This is a genomic window from Paracoccus simplex, assembly GCF_042648325.1.
In the GTDB taxonomy this organism is placed as follows: domain Bacteria; phylum Pseudomonadota; class Alphaproteobacteria; order Rhodobacterales; family Rhodobacteraceae; genus Paracoccus; species Paracoccus simplex.
Genome location: NZ_JBHRXE010000005.1, coordinates 1 through 24,033, shown reverse-complemented (window position 1 = coordinate 24,033; position 24,033 = coordinate 1). Strand labels below are relative to the sequence as shown.

At 68.3% G+C, this 24,033-nt stretch carries 19 protein-coding genes and 1 tRNA gene; 11 read left to right on the top strand and 9 right to left on the bottom strand.

Annotated features, from left to right (window positions below; genetic code table 11):
- Positions 1-53 precede the first annotated feature (53 nt).
- The 6 genes from ACFOMP_RS01935 to ACFOMP_RS01910 all read left to right on the top strand — a co-directional run bounded on the left by ACFOMP_RS01935 (position 54) and on the right by ACFOMP_RS01910 (position 6,226).
- Positions 54-1,658 carry a peptide ABC transporter substrate-binding protein gene (locus ACFOMP_RS01935; RefSeq protein WP_379027698.1) on the top strand — a complete coding sequence of 535 codons (1,605 nt, stop codon included), beginning with the start codon at positions 54-56 and terminating at the stop codon, positions 1,656-1,658.
- 65 nt (positions 1,659-1,723) lie between these two features.
- Positions 1,724-2,641, top strand: a complete 918-nt coding sequence (gene oppB / locus ACFOMP_RS01930; RefSeq protein ID WP_379027697.1) for an oligopeptide ABC transporter permease OppB — start codon at positions 1,724-1,726, stop codon at positions 2,639-2,641.
- A 3-nt stretch (positions 2,642-2,644) separates the two neighbouring features.
- Positions 2,645-3,568: an ABC transporter permease subunit gene (locus tag ACFOMP_RS01925; protein WP_289895388.1), complete on the top strand. Its 924-nt coding sequence runs from the start codon at positions 2,645-2,647 to the stop codon at positions 3,566-3,568.
- A 1-nt stretch (position 3,569) separates the two neighbouring features.
- A complete protein-coding gene (locus ACFOMP_RS01920) occupies positions 3,570-4,625 on the top strand; it encodes an oligopeptide/dipeptide ABC transporter ATP-binding protein (RefSeq protein ID WP_379027696.1) in 1,056 nt (351 codons plus the stop codon).
- A complete protein-coding gene (locus ACFOMP_RS01915; protein WP_379027695.1) occupies positions 4,622-5,635 on the top strand; it encodes an ABC transporter ATP-binding protein in 1,014 nt (337 codons plus the stop codon). Before ACFOMP_RS01920 ends, ACFOMP_RS01915 begins: the two co-directional genes overlap by 4 nt.
- Positions 5,636-5,695: 60 nt before the next feature.
- A complete protein-coding gene (locus ACFOMP_RS01910; RefSeq protein ID WP_379027694.1) occupies positions 5,696-6,226 on the top strand; it encodes a HugZ family pyridoxamine 5'-phosphate oxidase in 531 nt (176 codons plus the stop codon).
- Here the strand turns inward: ACFOMP_RS01910 and ACFOMP_RS01905 are convergent.
- Both ACFOMP_RS01905 and ACFOMP_RS01900 read right to left on the bottom strand, forming a co-directional pair.
- On the bottom strand, positions 6,223-8,517 hold the full coding sequence (locus ACFOMP_RS01905; protein ID WP_379027693.1) for a glycosyl hydrolase family 28-related protein: 2,295 nt from the start codon (positions 8,515-8,517) through the stop codon (positions 6,223-6,225). The two genes, ACFOMP_RS01910 and ACFOMP_RS01905, sit on opposite strands and share 4 nt — an antisense overlap.
- Positions 8,518-8,657: 140 nt before the next feature.
- Positions 8,658-10,250 (bottom strand): lysine--tRNA ligase, encoded by a 1,593-nt coding sequence (locus tag ACFOMP_RS01900; protein ID WP_379027692.1) that lies wholly within the window; start codon positions 10,248-10,250, stop codon positions 8,658-8,660.
- A gap of 88 nt (positions 10,251-10,338) precedes the next feature.
- Here ACFOMP_RS01900 and ACFOMP_RS01895 point away from each other — a divergent pair, with 88 nt between their 5' ends.
- Positions 10,339-10,761: a tellurite resistance TerB family protein gene (locus ACFOMP_RS01895; RefSeq protein WP_289895382.1), complete on the top strand. Its 423-nt coding sequence runs from the start codon at positions 10,339-10,341 to the stop codon at positions 10,759-10,761.
- Here the strand turns inward: ACFOMP_RS01895 and ACFOMP_RS01890 are convergent.
- The 7 genes from ACFOMP_RS01890 to ACFOMP_RS01860 all read right to left on the bottom strand — a co-directional run bounded on the left by ACFOMP_RS01890 (position 10,758) and on the right by ACFOMP_RS01860 (position 20,558).
- Positions 10,758-12,227: a D-alanyl-D-alanine carboxypeptidase/D-alanyl-D-alanine-endopeptidase gene (locus ACFOMP_RS01890; RefSeq protein WP_379027691.1), complete on the bottom strand. Its 1,470-nt coding sequence runs from the start codon at positions 12,225-12,227 to the stop codon at positions 10,758-10,760. The genes ACFOMP_RS01895 and ACFOMP_RS01890 overlap by 4 nt on opposite strands.
- A complete protein-coding gene (locus ACFOMP_RS01885) occupies positions 12,224-12,829 on the bottom strand; it encodes a nicotinate-nucleotide adenylyltransferase (protein WP_289895380.1) in 606 nt (201 codons plus the stop codon). Before ACFOMP_RS01885 ends, ACFOMP_RS01890 begins: the two co-directional genes overlap by 4 nt.
- Positions 12,830-12,832: 3 nt before the next feature.
- Positions 12,833-14,500 (bottom strand): formate--tetrahydrofolate ligase, encoded by a 1,668-nt coding sequence (locus tag ACFOMP_RS01880; RefSeq protein WP_379027690.1) that lies wholly within the window; start codon positions 14,498-14,500, stop codon positions 12,833-12,835.
- A 49-nt stretch (positions 14,501-14,549) separates the two neighbouring features.
- Positions 14,550-15,686 carry an OpgC domain-containing protein gene (locus tag ACFOMP_RS01875; protein ID WP_379027689.1) on the bottom strand — a complete coding sequence of 379 codons (1,137 nt, stop codon included), beginning with the start codon at positions 15,684-15,686 and terminating at the stop codon, positions 14,550-14,552.
- Positions 15,683-17,857 carry a glucans biosynthesis glucosyltransferase MdoH gene (mdoH, locus tag ACFOMP_RS01870; RefSeq protein WP_379027688.1) on the bottom strand — a complete coding sequence of 725 codons (2,175 nt, stop codon included), beginning with the start codon at positions 17,855-17,857 and terminating at the stop codon, positions 15,683-15,685. Before mdoH ends, ACFOMP_RS01875 begins: the two co-directional genes overlap by 4 nt.
- A complete protein-coding gene (locus ACFOMP_RS01865) occupies positions 17,854-19,437 on the bottom strand; it encodes a glucan biosynthesis protein (protein ID WP_289895376.1) in 1,584 nt (527 codons plus the stop codon). The genes mdoH and ACFOMP_RS01865 overlap by 4 nt, the downstream gene beginning before the upstream one ends.
- 188 nt (positions 19,438-19,625) lie before the next feature.
- Positions 19,626-20,558, bottom strand: a complete 933-nt coding sequence (locus ACFOMP_RS01860; protein ID WP_379027687.1) for a hypothetical protein — start codon at positions 20,556-20,558, stop codon at positions 19,626-19,628.
- A gap of 126 nt (positions 20,559-20,684) precedes the next feature.
- Between ACFOMP_RS01860 and ACFOMP_RS01855 the strand changes: the two genes are divergently transcribed.
- The 4 genes from ACFOMP_RS01855 (at position 20,685) to ACFOMP_RS01840 (ending at position 23,350) form a co-directional block, all read left to right on the top strand.
- A complete protein-coding gene (locus ACFOMP_RS01855) occupies positions 20,685-21,083 on the top strand; it encodes a hypothetical protein (protein ID WP_289895374.1) in 399 nt (132 codons plus the stop codon).
- On the top strand, positions 21,080-21,742 hold the full coding sequence (locus ACFOMP_RS01850; protein WP_289895373.1) for a response regulator transcription factor: 663 nt from the start codon (positions 21,080-21,082) through the stop codon (positions 21,740-21,742). Before ACFOMP_RS01855 ends, ACFOMP_RS01850 begins: the two co-directional genes overlap by 4 nt.
- The gene (locus ACFOMP_RS01845; RefSeq protein ID WP_379027686.1) at positions 21,739-23,061 is read left to right on the top strand and encodes an ATP-binding protein; all 1,323 of its coding nucleotides are present in this window, start codon (positions 21,739-21,741) and stop codon (positions 23,059-23,061) included. The genes ACFOMP_RS01850 and ACFOMP_RS01845 overlap by 4 nt, the downstream gene beginning before the upstream one ends.
- A 199-nt stretch (positions 23,062-23,260) precedes the next feature.
- Positions 23,261-23,350, top strand: a tRNA-Ser gene (locus ACFOMP_RS01840).
- Positions 23,351-24,033: the final 683 nt, after the last annotated feature.

Here is a 24,033-nt window from a genome sequence, read left to right as displayed (position 1 = left end):
TCGCGCGGCAAATACAGCAAGAACCGCGCCATGAACCATCAGAGAGGTGCCCCATGACCCGTCTGTTCCTGACCACCGCGCTGGTTGCAGGCATGGCCCTGCCCGCGCTGGCCGCCAAGCCCGCCGAGGGCGAGAAGCTGGCCGAGAACCAGTCCTATACCTTCTGGCTTCTGGACGCGATCAAGACCGCCGATCCGCAGAAGAACACCGATGTCGAGGGCTCGGACATCATCCGCCAGCTCTTCGAGGGCCTGCTGAACGAGGATGAGAAGGGCGCGCCGGTCCCCGGCGTCGCCTCCTCGTTCGACCTGTCCGAGGACAAGCGAACCTATACCTTCCACCTGCGCCCCGAGGCGAAATGGTCGAACGGCGACCCGGTCACGGCCGGCGATTTCGTCTATAGCTGGCGGCGGCTGGCCGATCCGGCCACCGCCAGCGAATATGCCTGGTTCATGGAGCTGATGAACGTCGAGAACGCCACGGCGGTGGACAAGGGCGAGAAGCAGCCCGAGGAGCTGGGCGTCAAGGCCGTCGACGACCACACGCTGGAGGTCAGGCTGACCACGCCGACGCCCTATTTCCCCAAGATGGTCACGCATGCCTCGACCTTCCCGGTCAACCAGAAGGTGGTCGAGGCCGAGGGCGACAACTGGACCGAAGCCGGCAAGCTGGTCGGCAACGGCGCCTATGTGCTGAAAAGCCACGACCTGGGCGTGCAGATCAGCATGGACAAGAACCCGGAATACTGGGACGCCGGCAATGTGATCATGGAGCACATCAAGGGCCTGACGGTGAACGACAACAACGTCGCCCTGACCCGCTATCAGGCCGGAGAGCTGGACCGGGTGCAGATCCCGGCCGGGCAATATCCGCGGCTGGAGAAGGAATTCCCCGACCAGGCGGTCTCGATCCCCTATTCCTGCACCTATGCCTATCTGTTCAATGTCAGCGACAAGGGCCCCGAGGCGCTGAAGGACGTGCGGGTGCGCCAGGCGCTGAGCTATGCCATGCAGCGCGACGTGGTGGTGAACCAGATCCTGCAGGGCGGCCAGAAGCCCGCCTATAACTGGACGCATTGGGCCATCGAGGGCTTCCAGATGCCCGAGATCGACTATGCCGCCTGGACCCAGGCCGAGCGGCTGGAAAAGGCCAAGGCGCTGCTGGCCGAGGCCGGCTACGGCCCCGACAAGCCGCTGAAACTGACCCTGCAATACAACACCGACGAGAACCACAAGAAGATCGCCGTCGCCGCGCAGCAGTTCTACAAGCAGATCGGCGTCGAGCTGACCCTGAACAACGTGGAATGGAAGGTGCATACCGACCGCATGCAATCGCAGGATTTCGAGATGGCCCGCTATGCCTGGTGCGCCGACTATAACGAGGCCTCGACCTTCCTCGATTATTTCCGGTCGACCGGGATGAATTACGGCAAGTATTCCAACCCCGAATTCGACAAGCTGATGGACCAGTCCAAGACCTCGGACGATCCCAACGTGCAATACACCGCGGCCGAGAAGATCCTGGCCCAGGACATGCCGCTGGTCCCGGTCTACCAGTATTCCAAGGTCGACATGATCCGCGACGACATCAAGGGCCTGCCGACCGAGAACGTGATGAACGACTGGTATGCCAAGGACATCTACCGCATCCAGAAGTAAGATCCGGGGCGGCCGCGCGGCCGCCCCTCCGATCCTGTCCGGCACCTGTCCTTGGGAACCTGCGCATGTTCGGCTTCATCCTCCGGCGGCTCGCGGTCGCCATTCCGACGCTGCTGCTGCTGATCGTCGTCTCCTTCCTGCTGATGCATGCCGCCCCCGGCGGCCCCTTCACGCAGGAACGCGCCCTGCCGCCGCAGGTGCTGGCCAACCTGAACGCGAAATACGGGCTCGACGAGCCGCTGTGGCGGCAGATCGCCAACTATGTCTGGGGGATCGTGGCGCATTTCGACTTCGGGCCCAGCTTCGTCTATCCCGACCGTTCCGTGAACCAGATCATCGCCGCCGGCTTCCCGGTGACGCTGACCTATGGCGGCATCGCCTTCGTCGTCGCGGTCGGGGTCGGCGTCGGCCTTGGCGTGGCGGCGGCGATCCGGCAGAACAGCTGGATGGACTATCTGGCCGTCGGCGTCTCGATCGGCGCGCAGGTGCTGCCGAACTTCGTCATGGCGCCGCTGCTGGTGCTGGTTTTCACCCTGTGGCTGGGCTGGCTGCCCGGCGGCGGCTGGGGCGGGCCGGTGTACTGGATCATGCCGGTGGTGGCGCTGGCCACGCATTTCATGGCCTCGATCGCCCGCATCACCCGCAGCTCGATGCTCGAGGTGCTGGGCTCGAACCACATCCGCACCGCCCGCGCCAAGGGCCTGCCCGAGCGCGCGGTGATCCTGCGCCATGCGCTGAAGCCGGCCATGCTGCCGGTCATCAGCTATCTTGGCCCGGCCTTCGTCACCATGATCACCGGCTCGGTGGTGATCGACATGTATTTCTCGACCGGCGGCATCGGCCGCAGCTTCGTCGATTCGGCGCTGAACCGCGACTATGCGGTGATGATGGGGATCACCATCCTCGTCGGGGCGCTGACCATCCTTTTCAGCCTCGTGGTCGATGTGCTCTACGCCTGGATCGACCCGAAGATCCGGTACTGAGCCATGATCGACAGCCGTCAGATGCAATCGCTGGCCGCCCGCCTGGCCGAGCCCGAGGTCAGGGGCCGCAGCCCCTGGGCCGATGCCCGCCGCCGCTTTCGCCGCAACAAGGCCGCGATGGTCAGCCTGGTGGTGCTGGTCCTGGTCGGGCTGTTCGCGATCTTCGGCAACCAGCTGGCCGCCTGGTCGAACGAGGAGATGGACTTCGCGATCATGGGCCAGGCCGCGCAGCTCGGCGCGCCGAGCTGGTCGAACGGGCATTATTTCGGCACCGACGACCTGGGCCGCGACCTGTTCTCGCGCACCGTGCAGGGCACGCAGGTCAGCCTGATGGTCGGGCTGATCGGCGCCGGCATCGCGGTGGTCGTGGGCACGCTTTACGGCGCCACCGCCGGCTATGTCGGCGGGCGCACCGACGGCATCATGATGCGCGCGGTCGACGTGCTGATGTCGATCCCCTACATGTTCGTGCTGATCCTGCTGCTGGTGGTCTTCGGCCGTTCGATGTCCATGCTGTTCCTGGGCATCGGCCTGATTTCCTGGCTGGACATGTCGCGCATCGTGCGCGGCCAGACCCTGAGCCTGAAGAACCGCGAGTTCATCGAGGCGGCGCGCGCCACCGGCGTTCCGGCCTGGCGGATCGTCCTGCGCCATATCGTGCCGAACCTGATGGGCGTGGTCGCGGTCTATGCGACGCTGCTGGTGCCGCTGATGATCCTGTCGGAAAGCTTCATCAGCTTCCTTGGCCTCGGCGTGCAGGAACCGCTGACCTCCTGGGGCGCGCTGATCTCCGAGGGCGCGGGGACGATGAACTACGGCACGCTCTGGCAGCTGGCCTTTCCGCTGTTCTTCTTCTGCATCACGCTGTTCGCCTTCTTCTTCGTCGGCGACGGCTTGCGCGATGCGCTGGACCCGAAGGATCGCTGACATGGCCCTGCTGGAAATCCGCGACCTGAACGTGCGCTTCGCCACCACCGACGGCGAGGTCTCGGCCGTGAACGGCATCGACCTCGATGTGGCCAAGGGCCAGACCCTGGGCATTGTCGGCGAAAGCGGCTCGGGCAAATCGCAGCTCGCCTTCGCCGTCATGGGCCTGCTGGCCAGGAATGGCCGCGCCACGGGTTCGGTCCGCTTCGACGGCACCGAGATCCTGAATGCCGCGCCCAAGGCGCTGAACCGGATCCGCGCCCGCCGCATCGCCATGGTGTTCCAGGATCCGATGACCAGCCTGAATCCCTATATGCGCGTCTCGGACCAGATGGCCGAGGTCTTGATGCTGCACAAGGGTATGGGCAAGCGCGAGGCCGTGGCCGAGGCGGCACGGATGCTCGACGCGGTCAAGATCCCCGACGCGCGCGCCCGCATCCGGCTTCACCCGCACGAGTTTTCCGGCGGCATGCGCCAGCGGGTGATGATCGCCATGGCGCTGCTCTGCCGCCCCGACCTGCTGATCGCCGACGAGCCGACCACGGCGCTGGACGTGACCGTGCAGGCGCAGATCATGGAGCTGCTGGCCGATCTGCAGCGCGAATTCGGCATGGCGATGATCCTGATCACCCATGACCTCGGCGTGGTCGCCGGCGCTTGCGAGCGGGTGATGGTCATGTATGGCGGCCGGGTGATGGAGCGCGCGCCGGTCGGGTCGATCTTCGCCGACCCCGCGCATCCCTATACCCAGGGCCTGCTGGCGGCGATCCCGCGCGTGGACCAGAAGGGCGAGCGGCTGACCGCGATTCCCGGCAGCCCGCCCAACATGACCAACCCGCCGCCCGGCTGTCCCTTCGCGCCGCGCTGCGCCTATGCCATGCCGGTCTGCGAGACCATGCCGCCGCTCGACCCCTTCGCACCGGGGCGTGAGCGGGCCTGCCATGCCGGCCTGGCCACGGTGCGCGCCGGCCATGCCCCGCAGCCCGCCCTGCCCGAGCCCGCCGCCGCCGATCAGGACGAGCCGCCGACCGGGACGCTTCAGGAGGCCAAGCCATGACCGCCAAGCCGCTGATCGAGGCGCGAGACCTGCGCGTCAGCTTCCAGCTTCCCGCGCAAGGCGCCCTGCCCTGGGCCAAGCCGCGGCTGCTGCATGCCGTCGGCGGGGTGGATTTCACCCTGATGCCGGGCGAGACGCTGGGCATCGTCGGCGAATCCGGCTCGGGCAAGTCGACGCTGGCGCGGGCGCTGACCGGCCTTGTCCCGGCGACGGGCCGGGCGATCTGGCAGGACGGCACCGACCTGATCGGCCTGTCGCCGCGCCAGATGCTGAAATACCGCAGCCAGATCCAGATGGTGTTCCAGGATCCGCTGGCCAGCCTGAACCCGCGCATGACCGTCGGCCAGATCATCGCCGAACCGCTGACCACCCATCGCAAGGGGCTGGGCCGCGCCGAGGTCAAGGTCCGCGTCAAGGACATGATGGACCGCGTCGGCCTGCTGCCGAACCAGATCAACCGCTATCCGCACGAATTCAGCGGCGGCCAGTGCCAGCGCATCGGCATCGCCCGCGCCCTGATCGTCGAGCCGAAGCTGGTGATCTGCGACGAGCCGGTCTCGGCGCTGGACGTGTCGATCCAGGCCCAGGTCATCAACCTGCTGGCCGATCTGCAGCGCGACCTGAGCCTGGCGCTGATCTTCATCGCCCATGACCTGTCGGTGGTGAAGCATATCAGCGACCGGGTGCTGGTGATGTATCTGGGCCGGGTGATGGAGTTGGCCGGGTCGCAAGCGCTCTATGCCGATCCGCAGCACCCCTATACGCAGGCACTGCTTTCGGCCGTGCCGGTCCCCGACCCGGAGCTGGAACGCGACAAGCGGATGATCCCATTGCGGGGCGAGCTGCCCTCGCCGATGAACCCGCCCTCGGGCTGCGTGTTCCGCACCCGCTGCCCGCGCGCGCAAGCCCTCTGCGCCGCCGAGCGGCCGGCGCTTTTGGGCGACGGCCACCTGACCGCCTGCCATTTTCCCGGCGCGCTGCGCCCCGAGGAACTGGCGACAAGTGCCTGACCAATCATCCGGTCACAGATCCGCTTGCCGGCCGGCTCGGGACCAGCGCAGCATGGTGCCATGAGGATGGACCCGATTCGCGACACCACCGACGAGGCCCGCGCCCTGGCCCGGCAATTGCTCGCGGGTGCGCGCCATGCCGGCCTTGGCACGCTGGACCCCGGAACGGGCGTGCCGCTGGTCACCCGCATCGCCTTGCAGACCGATGCGGATGGCGCGCCGCTGGCGCTGCTCTCGGGGTTGGCGGCGCATACGCGTGCGCTGGCCGCCGATCCGCGCGCCGGGCTGCTGATCGCGGCCGAGCCGGCCAAGGGCGACGCCATGACCCATGCCCGGCTGTCGATCCTGGGCCGCGCCCTGCCCGTCCCGGCGGACGAGGCGCGCCGGGTGCGGTGGCTGGCGCGCGATCCCAAGGCCGGGGTCTATCTCGACCTGCCCGATTTCCGCTTCTGGCGCATCGAGCCGCTGTCGGGCCTGCTGAATGCCGGCTTCGGTCAGGCGTTCAGGCTGCAGCCCGCCGACATGCTGGAACCCCGGCAGAGTGATCCGCCGGGGCCCTTGGAACAAGATCGCGGAACGGCCCCACCCTAGTCGGGATTGTCCATCCGCGCCCGCAGGCTGACCGAGCCGCGCACCGCCGCGTTCCAGTTCAGCGCGATCTGGCGCTGGTTCGCCGCCAGCTGGGTCTGCACCCAGGGCATCTCGCTGACGCGGGTATTGGCCGAATTGGTGATGGCGCTGGTCGCGACCACGGATTGCACGTTGCGCACCCAACCGTTGAAGGGCAGCGCCTTGTCCACCGTGATCAGCCAGCGGTTCGCGGCGGTGGCCTGGCTGTGGCTGATGTCCACCGGATTGGCGACATAGGTGTTCACGCCGTTGAACATGTTGCCCTGGAACTGGATGTTGCGCATCCGCTGATAGTTCAGGTCGGCAAAGGTGGTGTCCACCCGGTCGATGCGGGTGATCTTGTTCACCAGCGACTTGAACACATTGCCCATCACCGCCAGGCCATGGATGAAATGCCCGCTGCCATAGGGCTTGACCACCAGCCAGTTGAAGCCCAGCGTCGTGTTCGAGGCCAGGAAGGTGTTGCCGGTGATGGTCAGCCCGCCAAAGGAATATTCGTCGCCCAGGAAATCCGGCGCCGCGTCGTGCTCGTTCGTCCATTCGATCGAGCAATTGTCGATGTAATTGCCGGTCACCGTCGCCTGCACGTTGGTCTGGGTCAGGATCAGCCCGCCGAAGCGCACGCCGTTCTGGGCATTGTCGCCCTGGAACCAGTGATTGCCCTCGATCATGTGGCCGCCGCCGTTCATCACCGCGAAATGCGCGAAGCGGATGAAGCGGCTGTGACGGATCTTGGTGTCGTTGTTGTTGACGTTCAGCGCGATGGTGCTGCGGTTCTGCGCCAGATCGCCCATCTCGTTCGATAGGAATTCGCAGCGGTCGACCAGCATCCCCTGGCAGGCCGAGCCGATCGAGGTGATCCCGCGATCCTTCGGCCGGGTGAAGTAACAGTCGCGGAAACAGTTCATGGTGCCGGTCTTGGCCAGCATGACGCCGCTGGCATTGCCCTCCAGCAGGAACTCGATGTCGTCGAAGTTGAAGCGGCTCAGCTGCTCCATCTCGGCGAAGTCGAAGGCGTAGCGATAGCGGTGGAAGGTATAACTGCGCGTCCCCGCCCCGCCGTAAAGCGGGTTCGACAGCGTCAGCGTGCCCTGGGCCAGGTTCTTGTCGCGGACATAGACCTCGCGCCCGACGCCGTTGCCGGCCACGCGCGAGCCGATCTCGATATTGGCGACATTGCCGACGCCGGACAGGGTCAGCGACTGGTTCGGGTTGTAGGTCGCGACCGAGGTGACGGTCGCCGTGTCCCAGGCCGGGCCGGGGGTGATGCTGATCTGGCCGTTGGCGATCACCCGGCGATTGGCAAAGCTGGTCATGCCCGGGACCGCCCCGGCGATGGTGATCGGCTCGGCCAGGTGCACGACCCGGCCGCACAGGTCCAGCACCGCATGGTCGGTGAAACCCAGCAGCGCCTGCAGGGCACGCTTCAGCCCCTCGGTCTCGTCGCCGAAGGCCGAGGCGTAGCTGGGAAAATCGAAGCTGCGCGTCAGCGCCAGCCGGGCCGCGCGCGGCATGCGCAGCGTGCCGGTAAAGCGGATGGGCGAGGCGATGCTCAGGTCCGAGCCGATGAAATAACTGCCCTCCGGAACCAGCACGCCGCGCCCGGCAGCCGCCTGATCGGCGGCCAGGAAGGCGGCCCGGTCGTCGGCTACGCCGTTGCCGACAGCGCCGAAATCGCGCACGTCCACCCAGTCCAACATCCCCGGCACGAAGGCCGCTGTCACATCCTCGATCACCACGCTTTCGATTCGGATCGAGCCGTTGTTGTCGCCGGTCAGATCCAGACCGAAATGGCCGAAGGCGGCGTTGCGCCCCCAGGGCATGTCCACGCCCTCGCGCCGGCCCGAGCCGACGATGGCCGAAACCTCGACCACCTGGCCATAGCCCGGCAGCGCCACCGCCGGGCCCACCTGCGTCACGCCCGCGACATTCTCGCCCGCGGCATTGCCGGCGAAGGCCGCGATGCGCACCTGCGGCAGGTTGCCGGCGATGGCCTTCACCCGGGCCGAGATGCGCAGATAGCTGCCCGGATTGATCGGCGTGCGCCGCATGTAGCGGATCGAGGTCACCGTCTGAATCTTGAGGATCTCAAGGCAACTGCCGAAATCCTCGTCCGCCGGGACGATCGCCGCATTCGCCGCCCCCGCCCAGGTCGGAGACCCGGCCCGGCCATCGCTCTGGGACCACTGATTCAGGCCCAGCCGGAAGGCGCGCGGCATCAACGACTGGTTGCCGATAATCGCAATGGTCATGCCAATTTCTCCCTATTCCAGATCATGCGAGGCGGATGCCCGCGCGGTCTGTCAGGACTCTGGCAATCTGGCGTTAACCGGCCGTTAACCGGGCGCGCGCGGCAACGCGGCCGCGCGCAACACCGCATTCACTCGCCGGATCAGGCGGTTGGTTCTGCCGCCAGCTCGCCGGCCAGCGCGCGCTCGATCAGCGCCCGGGTTTCGGCCACGCCGTAAAGCGCGATGAACCCGCCGAAGCGCGGTCCCTGATCGGCGCCCAGCAGCACCTGGTAAAGCGCCTGGAACCAATCCTTCATCGGCTCGAACCCGTGCTCGCGGCCGATGGCGAAGACCATGGTCTGCAAGGCCTCGGCATCGGCGGGCTGGTCCCAGGCCGCCAGCCGCCCGGCCAGATCCTCCAGCGCCCGGCGTTCGATCTCGGAAGGCTGGCGGAACACCCGCGTCGGCGCCACGAAATCGTTGAAATAGCGCACCGCGAATTCCGCCGCGGCGTCCAGCGTCGGGTTGGTCTCGGGGCTGGCCTCGGGCGCATAGCGGCGGATGAAGCCCCAAAGCCCGGTCTTGTCCTTGGCCCCCGCCACCGAGGCGAGGTTCAGCAGCATCTGGAACGGCACCACCATGTCCGAGGCCGGCACCGCGCCGCCATGGATGTGCCAGACCGGGTTGGCCAGCTGCTGCTCGACCGTCTGGTCGGGATAGGCGCGCAGCTGCTGGTGGTATTCGTCCACCGCCTTGGGGATGACGTCGAAATGCATCCGCTTCGCCGTCTTGGGCTTCTGGAACATGAAATAGCTCAGGCTCTCGGTCGCCGCATAGGTCAGCCATTCGTCGATGGACAGGCCGTTGCCCTTGGACTTGCTGATCTTCTGCCCGTGCTGGTCCAGGAACAGCTCATAGGTGAAATGCTCGGGCGGCCGCCCGCCCAGGATCTTGCAGATGCCGTCATAGATCGGGGTGTTGGTCGAGTGATCCTTGCCATACATCTCGAAATCGACGTCCAGCGCCGCCCAGCGGGCGCCGAAATCCGGCTTCCATTGCAGCTTCACATGGCCGCCGGTGACCGGCAGGGTCAGCTCCTGCCCGTCCTCGTCGTCGAAGGTGACGGTGCCGGCCTTGGCATCGACATGCTTGATCGGCACGTACAGCACCTTGCCGGTCTTGGGGCTGATCGGCAGGAAGCAGCTATAGGTCTGCTGGCGCTCCTCGCGCAAGGACGCCAGCATGACCTGCATGATGGCGTCATATCTCTCGGCCGCCGTCAGCAGCGTCGCGTCGAACTGGCCGGATTTGTAGAACTCGGTCGCGCTGATGAACTCGTATTCGAACCCGAAAGTGTCCAGGAACCGGCGCAGCATGGCGTTGTTGTGCCCGCCGAAGCTGTCATATTCACCGAACGGGTCCGGCACCGTGGTCAGCGGCTCTTGCAGGTGCTGGCGCAGCATCTCTTGCTGGGGCACGTTGTCGGGAACCTTGCGCATCCCGTCCATGTCGTCCGAGAAGCAGAACAGCCGCGTCGGGATGTCCGAGATCATCTCGAACGCCCGGCGGATCATCGTCGTGCGCGCCACCTCGCCGAAGGTGCCGATATGCGGCAGGCCCGAGGGGCCGTAGCCGGTCTCGAACAGCACATAGCCCTTCTCGGGATCCTTCTTCTCATAGCGTTTCAGCACGCGGCGGGCCTCCTCAAAGGGCCAGGCCTTGGATTTCATCGCGGCGTCGCGCAGGGCGGTCATGGTCGGGTCTCCATAGCTTAGGCTTTCCCCCGTATTGAAACGGGCCGGAATGGTCAATAATTTCGCCCCAGAGCCACGGAGATTTGCCATGCCCGACAATGTTCCCCCGTTTTCGCCCTGCGACGCGCTGGTCGCGGTCATGGTGGGGGTCTCGGCCTCGGACCAGAATCCACGCACCTCGGAACTGCTGGCGATCGAGCGGGCGGTGAACCACACGCCGGTCTTCGCCAATTACGACATCGACCGCATCCGCGCCGTGTCGCAGACGGTGCTGAGCCTGTTCGAGGAAGAGGACGGGCTCGACGCCCTCTTCGGACTGGTGCGCGAGGCGCTGCCGGAAAAACTTTACGACACCGCCTATGTGCTGGCCTGCGACGTGGCGGCCTCGGACGGCAGGCTGGGCGAAATCGAGGCCGAGATGCTGGCCGAGATCCGCGACCAGCTCGAGATCGAGCGCCTGCACGCCGCGGCCATCGAACTGGCCGCCCGCGCCCGGCACCGGCTGCTTTAGGGCTGGCCCGCCATATCCGACGAGGCGGCGGCCAGCGCCGGCGCGCCATGTTCGCCGGCCCAGCCCTCGATCAGCGCCTGCTGCAGGCGTTTCGAGCGCTTGGTCCAGCCCATGACGCCTTCGGGCAGTTCCTGCCCCTGGCTGGCGGCGCGGCGCGGCTCGTCGCCGGTCAGGATGGCAAAGGCCAACTCCCGCCCGCCCTCGCGCTGCGCATAGCCGGCCAGGTTCGAGACGAAGTTCAGCGTGCCGGTCTTGGCCTCGACGGCGATGTCGCTTGGCTTGCGCTTGCCCTGCGCGTCCCGCAGCGGGATCGTCTTCATCAGCCCGCGCAGGCCCCGCGCCTGCCCCGGCCCGGCAGCCAGCTGCGCCATCATCCGCGCGGTGACCCGGTTCTCGGGCGACAGGCCCGAATGGTCGTGGAAGGCGAATCCGGTGGCGATCCCCTGCCCGCGCAGCCAGTCCGCCATGGCAGCCGCCGATCTGCCGATATCGCCGGCGCCGCTGGCCTGCAGGCCGATGACCTCGGCGGTCAGGTTGGTGGAATATTCCATCATGCCCCGGATGATCTCGTCGAGCGGCGGGCTGTCCTGGCGCGCGATCTCCTGCCCGTCCGGCAGAAGCTCGATCACCTCGGGATTGGGCAGAACCAGCCCGCGCGCCCGGCACAGCGTCTGGAACACGTCGCCCGCGTAAAGCTCGGGGCGGCGCACCGGCAGCCAGCGGCTGCCCGACTTGCCGAGGCTGCGCCGGGCGATGGTCCAGTTCTCCCGTTTGCCGGACTCATAGGTGAACAGCGGCAGCGCCCGGTCCACCGGCGCGATCGAGGCGGTATAGGCCCGCGGTGACAGCTTGCGCCCCCGCGCCTGCAGGGACAGCCGATAGCCCTGCTCGCCGCGCCGCCAGTTCAGATGCACGCGGTTGAAGTTCAGCACCATGCCCGAGATCGAGGGGTTGTAGGGCAGATGCTCGTCCTGCGCCGGATCCAACCGGCCGATGCGCGGCAAGGCGCCGCCCCAGACGGCGAAGCTGACCGGCGCGCCGCGGCCCGAACCCTTCTCGGCCGCGACAGTGGCGGCGGCAAGCGCGTCCAGCGCGTCGGTGTCCAGAACCGGATCGCCGCCCCCGGCCAGGATCAGCATGTTGCCGGCGCGGAAGACCCGCGTGGCGAAGCGATGCCCGGCGCCCAGCCGGTCAAGCGCGTAAAGCGCCGTCACCGATTTCAGCGTGCTGGCCGGGGCCAGGGGCAGGTCGGCCTGGCGTTCGGCCAGGACGGTGCCGGTCGCAGGGTCGATCAGCGCATAGGCCACCGCGCCGCCAAGCCCGGCCTCGGCGATGCGGGTCTCGGCGTCGAAGGCTGCCACCGGCGCCCGCACGGCCTGCGCGGATGCCAGGCGGGGCGCCAGCGCCAGCAAACCCAGCCCGGCCCCGAACCCTGCGATGAAACCGCGCCGCGAGACTGCATTCATGTCGTTCCTTTCCGCCGCCGCGCCCGGATCGCGGTCGAACTCAGCTTGTTCAGCGGCAGGTTTATCATCGCCCAGGCCGGGGGCCTAGCGCAGGCGAGTTCACGGGCTCGCGACTCGGGCAGGCGCGATGCCCAAAGCATCCGCGCCGCGCGCGAGAAGCGGGCCGGCATCCGCCAGCCCGGCCGCGCGATCACCCCGATCGGCACCCGCGCCGCGATGTCGCGCCAGCGGTCCCAGCGATCGAATTGCACCAGATTGTCCGCCCCCATCAGCCAGACGAAGCGCACGCCGGGATAAAGCCGCTGCAGCGTCGCGATGGTGTCGCGGGTCATGCGCGTGCCCAGACGCGCCTCGATGCCGGTGATCGCGACCCGCGGGTGGCGCATGATCCGCCCGGCCCGGGCGATGCGCTGGTCCAGCGGCGCCGGGCCATGCGCCTTCAGCGGGTTTCCGGGGCTGACCAGCCACCAGACCCGGTCCAGGCCGAAGCGGCGCAGCGCCTCTTCGGTAATCTGGACATGGCCGTCATGCGCGGGATCGAAGGAGCCGCCCAGAAGCCCGACCGTCATGCCCGGCAGCGCGATGGGAAACCCCGCCCGCATGCCTCAGAACAGGCCCTGCACGTCGCCCCGGCCGTCCAGCCCGATGCGCAGCGCCGCCGGGTTGCGCGGCAGGCCCGGCATGGTCATGATGTCGCCGCAGATCGCCACCACGAAGCCGGCCCCGGCCGAAAGCCGCACCTCGCGCACCGGGATGGTGAAGCCTTCGGGTGCGCCAAGCGCCGTCGGATCGGCGGAAAAGGAATATTGCGTCTTGGCCATGCAGACCGGCAGATGGCCATGGCCGGCGGCCTGCCATTCGTCCAGCCGCTCGATGATATGCGGCAGGAATTCGACCTCCTCGGCGCGGTAGATGCGCTTGCAGACCGTCTCGATTTTCTGCCGCAGCGGCATGTCGTCGGGATAGAGCGGCGTGAAATTCCCGCCCTGCTCGACCAGCGCCACCACAGCGCGGGCCAGATCCTCGGCGCCGGCGCCGCCCTCGGCCCAGTGCCGGCACAGCACCGCCTGAACCCCGTGCGCGCGGCAATATTCGGTCAACGCGGCCACCTCGGCCTCGGTATCGCTGGAGAAATGGTTGATCGCCACCACCACCGGCAGGCCGTAGCGGCGCAGATTTTCGATATGGCGACCCAGATTGGCGCAGCCGGCCCGCAGCGCCGCGACATTCTCGGTCCCCAAATCGGCCCGCGCCACGCCACCATTCATCTTCAGCGCCCGGACCGTGGCGACCAGCACCGTCGCGTCGGGCTGCAGCCCGGCCAGGCGGCACTTGATGTCCAGGAATTTCTCGGCCCCCAGGTCGGCGCCGAAACCGGCCTCGGTCACGACGTAATCCGACAGCGCCAGCGCCGTGCGCGTCGCCATGACCGAATTGCAGCCATGGGCGATATTGGCGAAGGGTCCGCCATGCACGAAAGCCGGGTTGTTCTCCAGCGTCTGCACCAGATTGGGCTGCAGCGCATCGCGCAGCAGGACCGTCATCGCCCCGTCCGCGCCCAGGTCGCGCGCGGTGATCGGCTGGCGGTCGATGGTGTGGCCGACGACGATCCGGCCCAGACGCTCCTGCAGATCGGCCAGGTCCGAGGCCAGGCACAGGATCGCCATCACCTCGGAGGCGACGGTGATGTCGAAGCCGGTCTCGCGCGGATAGCCGTTCGCCGGACCGCCAAGCGCGATCACCATCTGCCGCAGCACCCGGTCGTTCATGTCCATGACCCGGCGCCAGGTGATCCGGCGCGGGTCGATGCGCAGCGGGTTCCCCCAATAGATGTGGTTGTCGATCATCGCCGACAGCAGGTTGTGGGCGCTGGTGATGGCGTGGAAATCGCCGGTGAAGTGCAGGTTCATGTCCTCCATCGGGATCACCTGCGCATAGCCGCCGCCCGCCGCGCCGCCCTTCATGCCGAAATTCGGCCCCAGGCTGGCCTCGCGGATGCAGAGGGTGGCGCGCTTGCCGATGCGGTTCAGCGCGTCGCCCAGGCCGACGGTGGTGGTGGTCTTGCCCTCGCCGGCCGGGGTCGGGTTGATGGCGGTGACCAGGACCAGACGGCCCTGCGGCCGCTCTGCCAGGCCGCGGATGCAGGCATGGCTGATCTTGGCCTTGTCATGTCCATAGGGCAGGATGTCGCCCTCGGTCAGACCGAGGCGGGCGGCGATCCGGCCGATGGGCTGTTTCTGCGCCGCTCGGGCGATCTCGATATCCGATTTCATCTGTCCCTCCGTGACCTGCGCGCCAAATTGAGCGGCGACGGGTCACGCGTCAATCCAACCGAAGTCGCGCGCGCAGCTGCGGCAACCAGCTTTCGCGCCGCATCCACAGCGCGGCAATCGCCCAGAAAGCCACGATCAGCCACAGGTCGATGGCCAGCCGCAGCCAGAACCAGGCCGCGCCGCCCTTGGCCACCGTCATGTCCAGCGCATCGCCCCAGATCGACAGCATCACGCAGACGATGAACGAGAAAAGCCCGCCGCGGCCGATCTCGGCCAGCGCCTCGCCCGGCCGGGTTCCCGCCATCCAGGCAAAGGGCCGGGCCAGCGGCACCGCCACGATCCAGCTGGCGGCCAGGATGGCGGCGAAGCGGACGAAATCCAGCGACCACTTGTCGATGCCGCCGGTGATCTGGCGCAGGGCATCGGTCAAGGGCTTGGCCGGCGCGCCGATCTTCCAGCTCAGCACGACGGTCAGGCTGAACAGCAGCACCGTCGCCGAGACTGCGGTCAGCAGCCGGCCATGGCGCTGCAGCACCGGCATCAGGCGGTCGCGGAACGCCCCCATCGCCACGCCCGAGAAGAACAGCAGTTGCCAGCCGAAGGGGTTGAACAGCAGGCCCGGCCCGGGCCGCTGGTTCGGGATCATCGCGTTCAGCGGGGCGGCGAACCACCAGATCGCCACCGACACCGCCAGGGCGACCCAGGGCATGCGCAGCAGGAAGGGCACGGTCAGCGGCACGGTGGCGATCAGCAGCACGTAAAGCGCCAGCACGTCCAGCAGGTTCGGCTGCATCCACATCAGCGCCACGGTGGCGACATAGCCGATGGGATGTTCGAGGATCCAGCGCGCATATTGGAACCAGACCGCGGTGTGATTCATGTGCAGCTTGAACAGCAGCGCCGAGAACAGCGCCAGCAGGATCGCCCCCGCGATCAGCGCCAGCCAGACCTGCGCCGCGCGGCGCAGGAAGCGCAACTGCGCGGTGCGGCGGCCCTGGCGCGCCTCGACCTTGACCCAGACCATGCCGACCAGGAAGCCCGACAGCAGCACGAACAGCTCGGCCGCGTCGAAGACGGCGAAATTGGTCAGCGTCAGGTTGCGCAACAGGCCGATCGGCATGTGATCCAGCATGATGCAGACCAGCGCATAGCCGCGCAGCATGTCCAGAGCGACGATCCGTTTCATTGCGGCAGCTTCGCGAAGGCTTCGATCAGGGTCCGGTTCTCGATCAGCGCCAGCTTCTCGGCCGGGTTCAGGAAGCTCAGCGCCTGCTGGCGCGAGGCGGCGTGGCCGATCTTGGCCTCGGCCGAGATGGCATCCAGCCGCTCGGAAGCCGGGGCCTGCGAGGTTGCGGGCAGCAATGCCGCGACGCGGGCGCGCAGCGCCGGGTCGCGGCCCAGCAGCGCCAGCCCCTCGCGCGGCAAGGTGCCGGCGACGCGGAAGTCCAGCGCATTGGCGGCGGTCAGCACCTCGGGCGGGTCGCGCTCCTCGGGGGTGACCAGCAGGCCCTGGCGGCGGGCCCAGCGGCCGAAGACCGGGCTTGCCGACCAGCGCGAGGTCAGCGGCGACAGGATCAGCCCGGCCAGGATCGGCGACAGCCAGACCAGCTGCCAGGGCGCCAGGAAGGCCAGCACCAAAAGCGTCGCCGTGCCGGTGACGACATGGATGGCGTGGCGGCGCAGCACCACGCCCCAGGGCGGCATCTGGCCGGCGCGGACCTGGGCCTCCCAGCCGGAATCGCGGCCGCGCAGGATCTCGAAGATCTGCCGGGTCTGGATCAGCATCTGCACCGGCGCGATCAGGGCCGAAAGCACGATCTCGAACATGGCCGAGGCCAGAAGCCGCACGTTGCCGCCGGAATTGCGCGCCAGCGGCCGCAGCCAGGCGCGGAAGATGGCGATGAATTTCGGCACCAGCAGGAAGGACATCGCTGCGACGAACAGCCACAGCATCCGCACCGGGTCGAAGGTCGGCCAGGTCGGGAACAGCTGGTAGGTCTGCGGGAAATAATCCGGCCGCGACAGCAGCACATTGGCCGACAGCGCCAGCCCGACCAGGATCATCGCCAGCCAGATCGGCGACATCAGGAAGCCCAGGATGCCGATGACGAAATGCACCCGGCTGATCCAGGCGAAGCCGCGCGAGAAGATCAGCCGCGCGTGCTGCAGGTTGCCCTGCGCCCAGCGGCGCTCGCGCACGGCCATGTCCAGCAGCGTCGGCGGGCAGCCCTCGAAGCTCTGGCGCAGATCGTGGTCCAGCCGCACCTTCCAGCCGGCCCGGCGCAACAGCGCGGCCTCGACGAAGTCGTGGCTCAGGACGGTGCCGCCGAAGGGCGGCTTGCCCGACAGCTCCGGCAGGCCGCAGCATTGCGCAAAGGCGCTGACGCGGATCATCGCGTTATGGCCCCAGAAATTGCCGCTGTTGCCCGACCAGGCGGCGACGCCGCGGGCGATGGCGGGGCCGTAGATGCGGCCGGCGAATTGCGTCAGCCGGGCGAAAATGGTCTGGCCGCCGACCAGCATCGGCATCGTCTGGATCAACCCGATGGCCGGATCGGCATTCATCCGCGCCGACAGCGCCTTGATGGTCGCGGCGCCGACCACGCTGTCGGCATCCAGCACCACCATCTGCTCGTAGCGGCCGCCCCAGCGGGTGACGAAATCCGCGACGTTTCCGGCCTTGCGGCCCTTGTTGCTGCGGCGGCGCCGATACCAGACCGGCACCGGGGAAATGTCGCGCAACCGGCTGATCGCCGCCATTTCCTCAAGCACGGCACCCGGCTCGCGGCTGTCGGACAGCACGAAGATCTCGGCCCGGTCGCCCAGGCCGACGCGATAGAGGTCGCGCGCCAGCGCCGCCAGCAGGCCGGTGGTCGTGGCGGCATCCTCGTTGTAGACCGGCATGATCACCGCGATGCGGGCGGCGTTCGGCCCGGTCGGGGTGCGCAGCCGCCGCGCGAACAGCCCCGAGACCATCGAGGCGAAGGAAAAGCCGACCCAGCTAAAGGTCAGCGCGAACAGCACCAGCAGCACCGATTGCAGGAAGGTCATGCTGGTGCCGAAAGCCAGCACCATCTGCTTCCAGCCGAACCAGCCGATCGCCGCCGCGCCGCCGAAGGCCACCAGCCGCGCGGCGATGGTGCCGATCGAGGGCCAGCCGCTGTCCGGCCCCATCGGCGGCCGGGCGCGAAAATCCTGTTCGGGCATGTCCAGCGGCGCCTCGGGCGGCGTCGCCGGCGCCTCGGCCCGGGGCAGGTCCAGCGCCTCCCATTCCTCGTCGGCGGAAAGCGGCAGGGTCTCGGCCCGGCTCGCCGGAAGCGCGCCCGGCTGGCTGCGGATGTCGGTCACGTCACTCACTCGCGCGTCCAACGGGCGATCCAGGTCTCGCTCAGCGGACCCTCCGGCCCGTTCAGCACCGCCGAGAGATCGGCGAGCTTGGCGCCCTCGGGCAGGTATTCGAAAGCCAGCCGCATCCGCCGCTGCTCGGGCAGGCGCAGCAGGTAGCTGTGCCCGATCCGCCCGGCCGAGGCGCGGATCTGCGGCACCGGATTCTCGGCCCCGAACAGGCCAAGGTCGAAATCGACCACATAGGTGCGGCCGGTGGCATTGTTGACCGCCTTGCCGGACATGGTCTCGACCACGCGGGAAATCGGCGCGCTGTCAGGCACTTCGGCGGCAAAGGTCAGAATGTAGCTGTAATCGTAGCGATTGCCCGCCACCAACCGGTCGCCCGGTTGCCAATACGAAACGATATTGTCGTTGAACTCGTTCTCGACCGGGATCTCGACCAGGGTGACGGTACCCTTGCCCCATTCGCCCTGCGGCGCGATCCAGGCCGAGGGCCGCTTTTCATAGCGCGCCTCGGCATCCTTGTAGGATTCGAAGTCCCGCGCCCGCTGCGCCAGGCCGAAGCCCAGCGGATTGTTGTCCATGAAGGCCGAGATCTGCAAGGCGCTATGTCCCGACAGCACCCGCCACAGCCGCTGTTCGTCGCCGGTCAGCATCTGCAACCCGTCGCTGTCATGCACGGCCGGCCGGTAATCGTCCACGCGCGAGCGGTCGGTGGGCCCGAACCAGTACATCGAGGTCAGCGGCGCGATGCCGGCATTGCCCATGTCGGTGCGCGGGAACAGCGCCACACGGGTGTCGAACACGGTTTCGGCGCCGGGGGTGATGCGGAACTCGAAGGCGCCCGAGACGGATTCGCTGTCCAGCAGCGCATGGATCAGCACCGAGCGGTCCTGCTCCCCCGGCTTGTGGATCCAAAAACCGCGGAACAGCGGGAATTCCTCGCCCTCGGCGCTGCCGGTGCCGATGGCCAGACCGCGCGCCGACAGGCCGTAAAGCGTACCCCGGGCCACGGCGCGGAAATAGCTGGCGCCCTGGAAGACCGCGATCTCGTCCATCACGTCGGGGCGGTTCAGCGGCGCGCGCAGGCGGAAGCCCGACCAGCCCATGCTGCCCAGCGTCTCGTAATCGACGCCGTCGGGGAATTGCGCCGGATCGAAGTCGAACATGTGCGGATCGAACCGGACCGGGATCACCACGCCCTCGTCCACCAGGCTGATATCCACCGGCTCGTGGAAGATCGCCCCCGGCGGCAGCAGGTCCAGCGCGAAATCGCGGCTGCCGACCCAGGGGTCGCGGTCGCGGCGGAAGCGGATGCCGCGATACTGGTCATAGGTCAGGTTGGCGAAGCTGCCGACCAGTTCGGCATCGCGATATTCATAGGCTTTGGAGGCCAGGTCCTTGGCCATGGCCGCCACATCCTCGAAGCCGAAGGGCTTGGGCGGCGCGACCTCGACCGGCTCGGCCTCGGCTTCGGGGGCCGCGGTTTCCGGGCTCTCCTGCGCGAGCGCCGCCCCCAGCGAGGATGACAGGGCGCCGACCGCCGTCATGGCGGCACCGGCAGAGATGACAAATTCGCGACGACGCATCGACCGACCCCTGTTCTTTGGGCGCGAACGCCCAGAAATTCCGAGCGGATTTCGCATTGCCGCGCGGATCAGGCAAGCCTTTTCGCTGCGAATGGCGGGCTCTTGCCAAGAGTTGATCGGATTTGCCGACAAGACAAGGGCTGCCCGCGCCGAACCGCCGGGCAGCCCCGATGCACGCGATGCGAGCGCTAGCGGTTGATTTCCCGCATCACCCGGCCCTGGGCGTTCATTTCCAGCGAAACCGGCTCGCCTTCCGGATTGACGGCCTGGGCGAGAATGCGCCGACCGTCCTGCGTGATCTCGCCCAGCCCGCTATAGCCGGTTGCGGTCAGCGCCGCGCCCACCGCGCCGCGGCCGAGCGGCTGCGCGGGGGCCACGGCGCCCTGGCGCTGCGGCGCGTCGGCGGGCGCCTGCCCCTCGGGCGCCACGCGGGGCGGCGGCGGCAGGTCGCGCCCCGGTCCGCGGTCCTCGCCCCGGCCTTCGCCCTGACCTTCGCCCCGGCCTTCGCGATGCCAGCCGCGGTCGTCGTCGCGGTGATGGCGGCGGTGGTGGTCACCCTTCCGGTCGTGGCGCGCATCCCGGTCGCGGAAACCCGGCCGGTCGTCATCGCCGCGGCCGAAGCGCAGCAGCGTCCCGTCCTCGGCGAAGGCGGCGCGTACCTTGTTCCTGTCGCCGTCCTGCCCGGCCAGCATCACGCCGCGCTGGCCCGAGAACACCGCCTTCAGCGTGCCCAGTTCGGCATAGACGGCGCTGTCGCGGACCGCCTGCGGCACCAGTTGCTCGACCAGCGCCCGCGGCAGCGCCGCCTCGCCCTTGGCCCGCAGGCCGCGCAACTGGCCCTTGTCGTCCAGCATGACGCCGATCCGGCTGCCGTCGGGCAGCTTGGCTTCGATCCGGGTGCCGCCATGCGGGCCGCGCTTGCGGGTGACATCGGTCAGGCCGGCATCCTGCAGCGCCTTGGGCAACGGCGCCTCGGCCTGCGTTTCGGCCTGCGTTTCGGCCTGCACTCCGGCGGCGGCCGGGGGTTGCGGGGCGGGCGCGGTGTCCTGCGCCATGGCCGGTGCGGCCAGCACCGCCAGCAGCGCCGAAAGCGCGATCGAGGTCGGGAATGTTCTGCTCATTTCTGGTTCCTTCCTATCGGGGCCACAGGGCCCCCAATGCGAATCGATCAATAGCCTCCGGCCGACCAACCAAAGACCAACGGCCCGTTTGGCTTTCGTTTGGAATTGCGCGATTACATAGGGACCATGATCCGCCCGCGCATCCCCGCCCTGCTTCTGCTGGCTGTCCTGGCCCTGACCTCGCCCGCCCGGGCCGAGGATCGCGGCCACGACCGCGACGGCCCCCGGGCCGAGGAATGGGAGCCGGAATTCGAGGCGCTCGGCCGGCAGGACGACCGCATCCTGCCGCTGAAACGCGCCGCCCAGATCGTGCAGGAGCGGTTCCGGGGCCGGCTGATCGCCGCCCGCCTGGTCCCGCCCACGCCGCAGGAACGCGACCGCGGCGTGGTGCTGGTGCATCAGCTGCGGCTGCTGACGCCGGCGCGCGACGTGCTGGTGGTCCGGCTGGATGCGCATAGCGGCGATTTCCTGGAAGTGGCGGGTGCCGGGCTGACCGAAGCCCGCCGGAAAGGGCCCGAGCCATGAAATGCCTGATCGTCGAGGACGATCCCACGCTGTCCGCCCAACTCGCCCAGGCCATGCGCGACGGCGGCTTTGCCTGCGACCTGGCCGTGGACGGCACGCAGGGCGAGTTCCTCGGTGCGACCGAGACCTATGACCTTGCCGTGCTTGACCTGGGCCTGCCGGGCATTCCGGGGCTCGAGGTGCTGACCCGCTGGCGCGAGGGCGGCGTGACCATGCCGGTGCTGATCCTGACCGCGCGCGGCGACTGGACCGACAAGGTGGCGGGCTTCCGCGCCGGCGCCGACGATTACGCGGTAAAGCCCTTCCGGCTGGAGGAGGTGGTGATCCGCGCCCAGACCCTGGTGCGCCGCGCCGCCGGTCATGCCCAGGCGGTGATCAAGGCCGGGCCGCTGCGGCTCGACACCCAGCTTGGCGTCATCACCCGCAACGGCATGGCGCTGAAGCTGACGGGGTTCGAGACGCGCATCCTGTCCTATCTGATCCACCACCAGAACCGCGTGGTCAGCCGCAGCGAACTGTCCGACCATCTTTATGATTCCGCCGCCGACCGCGACTTCAAGTCCATCGAGGTGGTGATCGGCCGCCTGCGCAGAAAGATCGGCGAGGGCCTGATCGAGACCCGGCGCGGCGAGGGCTATGTGTTGAGGACCGCCGCTTGATCCTGCCCCGCGATTCCATCCGCGCACGGCTGATCGGGCTCGGGGCGGCGCTGACCGGAGTGGCGCTGCTGGCCGGCTACCTGGCGCTGGCCGCCATCCTCGAGGATTTCGTCACCGGCCGCTTCGATGCCGAGACCGAGGCCGTGGCCGAGGCCCTGATCGCCGGCGCCTCGATCGACGCCGGCGGGCGGTTGATCGCCGGTCCTGTTCCCGCCGATCCGCGCTTCGACCGGCCGCTTTCGGGCTGGTTCTGGCAGCTGAGCCAGGACGGCACGGCGATGGAAAAATCGCCCTCGCTGTTCGACAATGTGCTGAAGCCGCCCGATGCGGAGGTGCAGGGCGGTCGCGGCATCGGACCCGAGGGCGAGGCGCTGCGCGTGACCCATCATCGCTTCACCCTGCCCGACAACGGCTCGGCGCTGGCGGTGACGGTGACCGCGCCGCGGGCCGAAATCGAGGCCAGCCTGTCCCGCCTGCGCCGGCCGCTGGCCGTCTCGCTTGCGGTGCTGGGGCTGGCGCTGGCGCTGGCCAGCGTGCTGCAGGTCGCGGCCGGGCTGCGCAGCCTGGACCGGCTGGGCCGGGACATCCGGGCGATCCGCGCCGGCCGGACCGAGACGCTGCCCCTGCCCGCCGTGGCCGAGCTGCGCCCCGTCGCGGCCGAGATCAACGCGCTGCTGGAACAGAACCGCGCCGTGCTGGCCCGCTCGCGCGAGCATGTCGGAAACCTGGCGCATTCGCTGAAGACGCCGCTGGCGGCGCTGGACAATGCCCTGCCCGCCGAACATCCCGGCCATGCGCTGATCGCACGCATGGACCGCCAGATTGGCTGGCATCTGCGCCGCGCCCGCAGTTCGGCCGCACCGCGGCTGCTGGGCCAGCGCACGCCGCTTGCCCCGGTGGTCGACGACATCCTGCTGGTGCTGCGCGGCCCGATCCTGGACGCGGGGCTGGCGGTCGATCTGGCTATCTCCCCCGCGGCCGCCTTCGCCGGCGAGCGACAGGATCTCGAGGAGATGCTGGGCAACCTGGTCGAGAACGCCGTGAAATGGGCCGGCAGTCGCATTCGCCTGTCCGCACGGGCCGAGGGCGAAAGTCTGCGCCTGCTGATCGAGGATGACGGCCCCGGGATGTCGGCCGAGGATCATGCGCTTGCTCTGACCCGCGGCGCCCGCCTGGACGAGGCCGGCCCGCCCGGTGCCGGCCTCGGCCTTGCCATCGTCGCCGACCTCGCGGCGCTGCATGGCGGCGGGCTGGCACTGGAGCGCTCCGATCTGGGCGGGTTGCGGGCGGTGCTGCGCTTGCCGGGGATTCCGGTGTAAGCGACGGCTTTTGGCGAGTGCGCCGGTGGCAGGGCATGTCGAATGCCGCGGAATTCCGCCTTGCTCTGGCTGGGCCATGCGCTTATCTCGATCAAGCTTTTCACCGGGACAGACGGGCTGGTCGTTTCGTTTCGGGAAAGCCGGCGTAAGCTGGCCGAGCCGGAATGTCTGTCCGGTGCGGTGAGCCTTGCGGTGGAACGGAAGCGTGGCCGAGTGGTTTAAGGCTCTAGTCTTGAAAACTAGCGTGCGGGGAACCGCACCGTGGGTTCGAATCCCACCGCTTCCGCCACTTCAGTCCGCTTCTGGGCACGCCAACCGCCGCCGACTGCCGCACTTGGCCAGCAATAAGCGTTCTCAACAATTCCGTCTTCGATCCCATGATGCGAATCGCGTCGTCCGCGACTTCGACACGTTGCGCCAGAGCGCGTAGATGATCCCGCCGATAGCCCCCTTCGCCGCCCCGGATGCGCTCGCGTGCGCGGCGGGCGAAGCCCTGGATCATCGTCGGAGTGATGGCGCTATGGCCGGGGCTATCGAGCAAGGCTTGCGCCCGGTCGGCGTCGGCCCTGGCCTGATCGCGGATGACCTTGAGGCCGGCGATGCGCTCCTTGAGCGCCGGGTCGTCGAGATCGGCAACGCCGGCCTCTATGGCGTCGTAGAGACGCTTGAGGCGCATGTCCGATTCGACCGCCCGCCGCTCCAGTTCGGCAATGTGCTGCCGGCGTCGGTCGGCCTGATCCTCACGGCGGCCGAGGACGGTCCCAAGCAGCTTCTCCAGCCGGTCGGGATCGAGCAAGCGGTCCTCGATGTGGCTGACCACCATGCGGTCGAGCTTGTCCATGGGGATCGCGCGGCCCTTGCAGCCGGTTTCACCCTGCCGCGCCTTGATCGAGCATGTTGACCGGCGTGGAATAAGGACCCCGCTTCTGGGGTGATCGGCGTCCAAAAGGGACCCCACCGACCGGGGGTTGG

What these genes read in the sequence shown, in the direction of transcription:
- ACFOMP_RS01885 (WP_289895380.1), bottom strand. Translation starts at nt 12,829, where the DNA reads ATGCGGGCGGGGTTTCCCATCGCGCTGCCGGGCATGACGGTCGGGCTT.
- ACFOMP_RS01895 (WP_289895382.1), top strand. Translation starts at nt 10,339, where the DNA reads ATGCCCGACAATGTTCCCCCGTTTTCGCCCTGCGACGCGCTGGTCGCG.
- ACFOMP_RS01910 (WP_379027694.1), top strand. Translation starts at nt 5,696, where the DNA reads ATGAGGATGGACCCGATTCGCGACACCACCGACGAGGCCCGCGCCCTG.
- ACFOMP_RS01920 (WP_379027696.1), top strand. Translation starts at nt 3,570, where the DNA reads ATGGCCCTGCTGGAAATCCGCGACCTGAACGTGCGCTTCGCCACCACC.
- ACFOMP_RS01855 (WP_289895374.1), top strand. Translation starts at nt 20,685, where the DNA reads ATGATCCGCCCGCGCATCCCCGCCCTGCTTCTGCTGGCTGTCCTGGCC.
- ACFOMP_RS01865 (WP_289895376.1), bottom strand. Translation starts at nt 19,437, where the DNA reads ATGCGTCGTCGCGAATTTGTCATCTCTGCCGGTGCCGCCATGACGGCG.
- oppB (WP_379027697.1), top strand. Translation starts at nt 1,724, where the DNA reads ATGTTCGGCTTCATCCTCCGGCGGCTCGCGGTCGCCATTCCGACGCTG.
- ACFOMP_RS01925 (WP_289895388.1), top strand. Translation starts at nt 2,645, where the DNA reads ATGATCGACAGCCGTCAGATGCAATCGCTGGCCGCCCGCCTGGCCGAG.
- ACFOMP_RS01890 (WP_379027691.1), bottom strand. Translation starts at nt 12,227, where the DNA reads ATGAATGCAGTCTCGCGGCGCGGTTTCATCGCAGGGTTCGGGGCCGGG.
- ACFOMP_RS01935 (WP_379027698.1), top strand. Translation starts at nt 54, where the DNA reads ATGACCCGTCTGTTCCTGACCACCGCGCTGGTTGCAGGCATGGCCCTG.
- ACFOMP_RS01850 (WP_289895373.1), top strand. Translation starts at nt 21,080, where the DNA reads ATGAAATGCCTGATCGTCGAGGACGATCCCACGCTGTCCGCCCAACTC.
- ACFOMP_RS01875 (WP_379027689.1), bottom strand. Translation starts at nt 15,686, where the DNA reads ATGAAACGGATCGTCGCTCTGGACATGCTGCGCGGCTATGCGCTGGTC.
- ACFOMP_RS01915 (WP_379027695.1), top strand. Translation starts at nt 4,622, where the DNA reads ATGACCGCCAAGCCGCTGATCGAGGCGCGAGACCTGCGCGTCAGCTTC.
- ACFOMP_RS01880 (WP_379027690.1), bottom strand. Translation starts at nt 14,500, where the DNA reads ATGAAATCGGATATCGAGATCGCCCGAGCGGCGCAGAAACAGCCCATC.
- ACFOMP_RS01860 (WP_379027687.1), bottom strand. Translation starts at nt 20,558, where the DNA reads ATGAGCAGAACATTCCCGACCTCGATCGCGCTTTCGGCGCTGCTGGCG.
- ACFOMP_RS01900 (WP_379027692.1), bottom strand. Translation starts at nt 10,250, where the DNA reads ATGACCGCCCTGCGCGACGCCGCGATGAAATCCAAGGCCTGGCCCTTT.
- ACFOMP_RS01905 (WP_379027693.1), bottom strand. Translation starts at nt 8,517, where the DNA reads ATGACCATTGCGATTATCGGCAACCAGTCGTTGATGCCGCGCGCCTTC.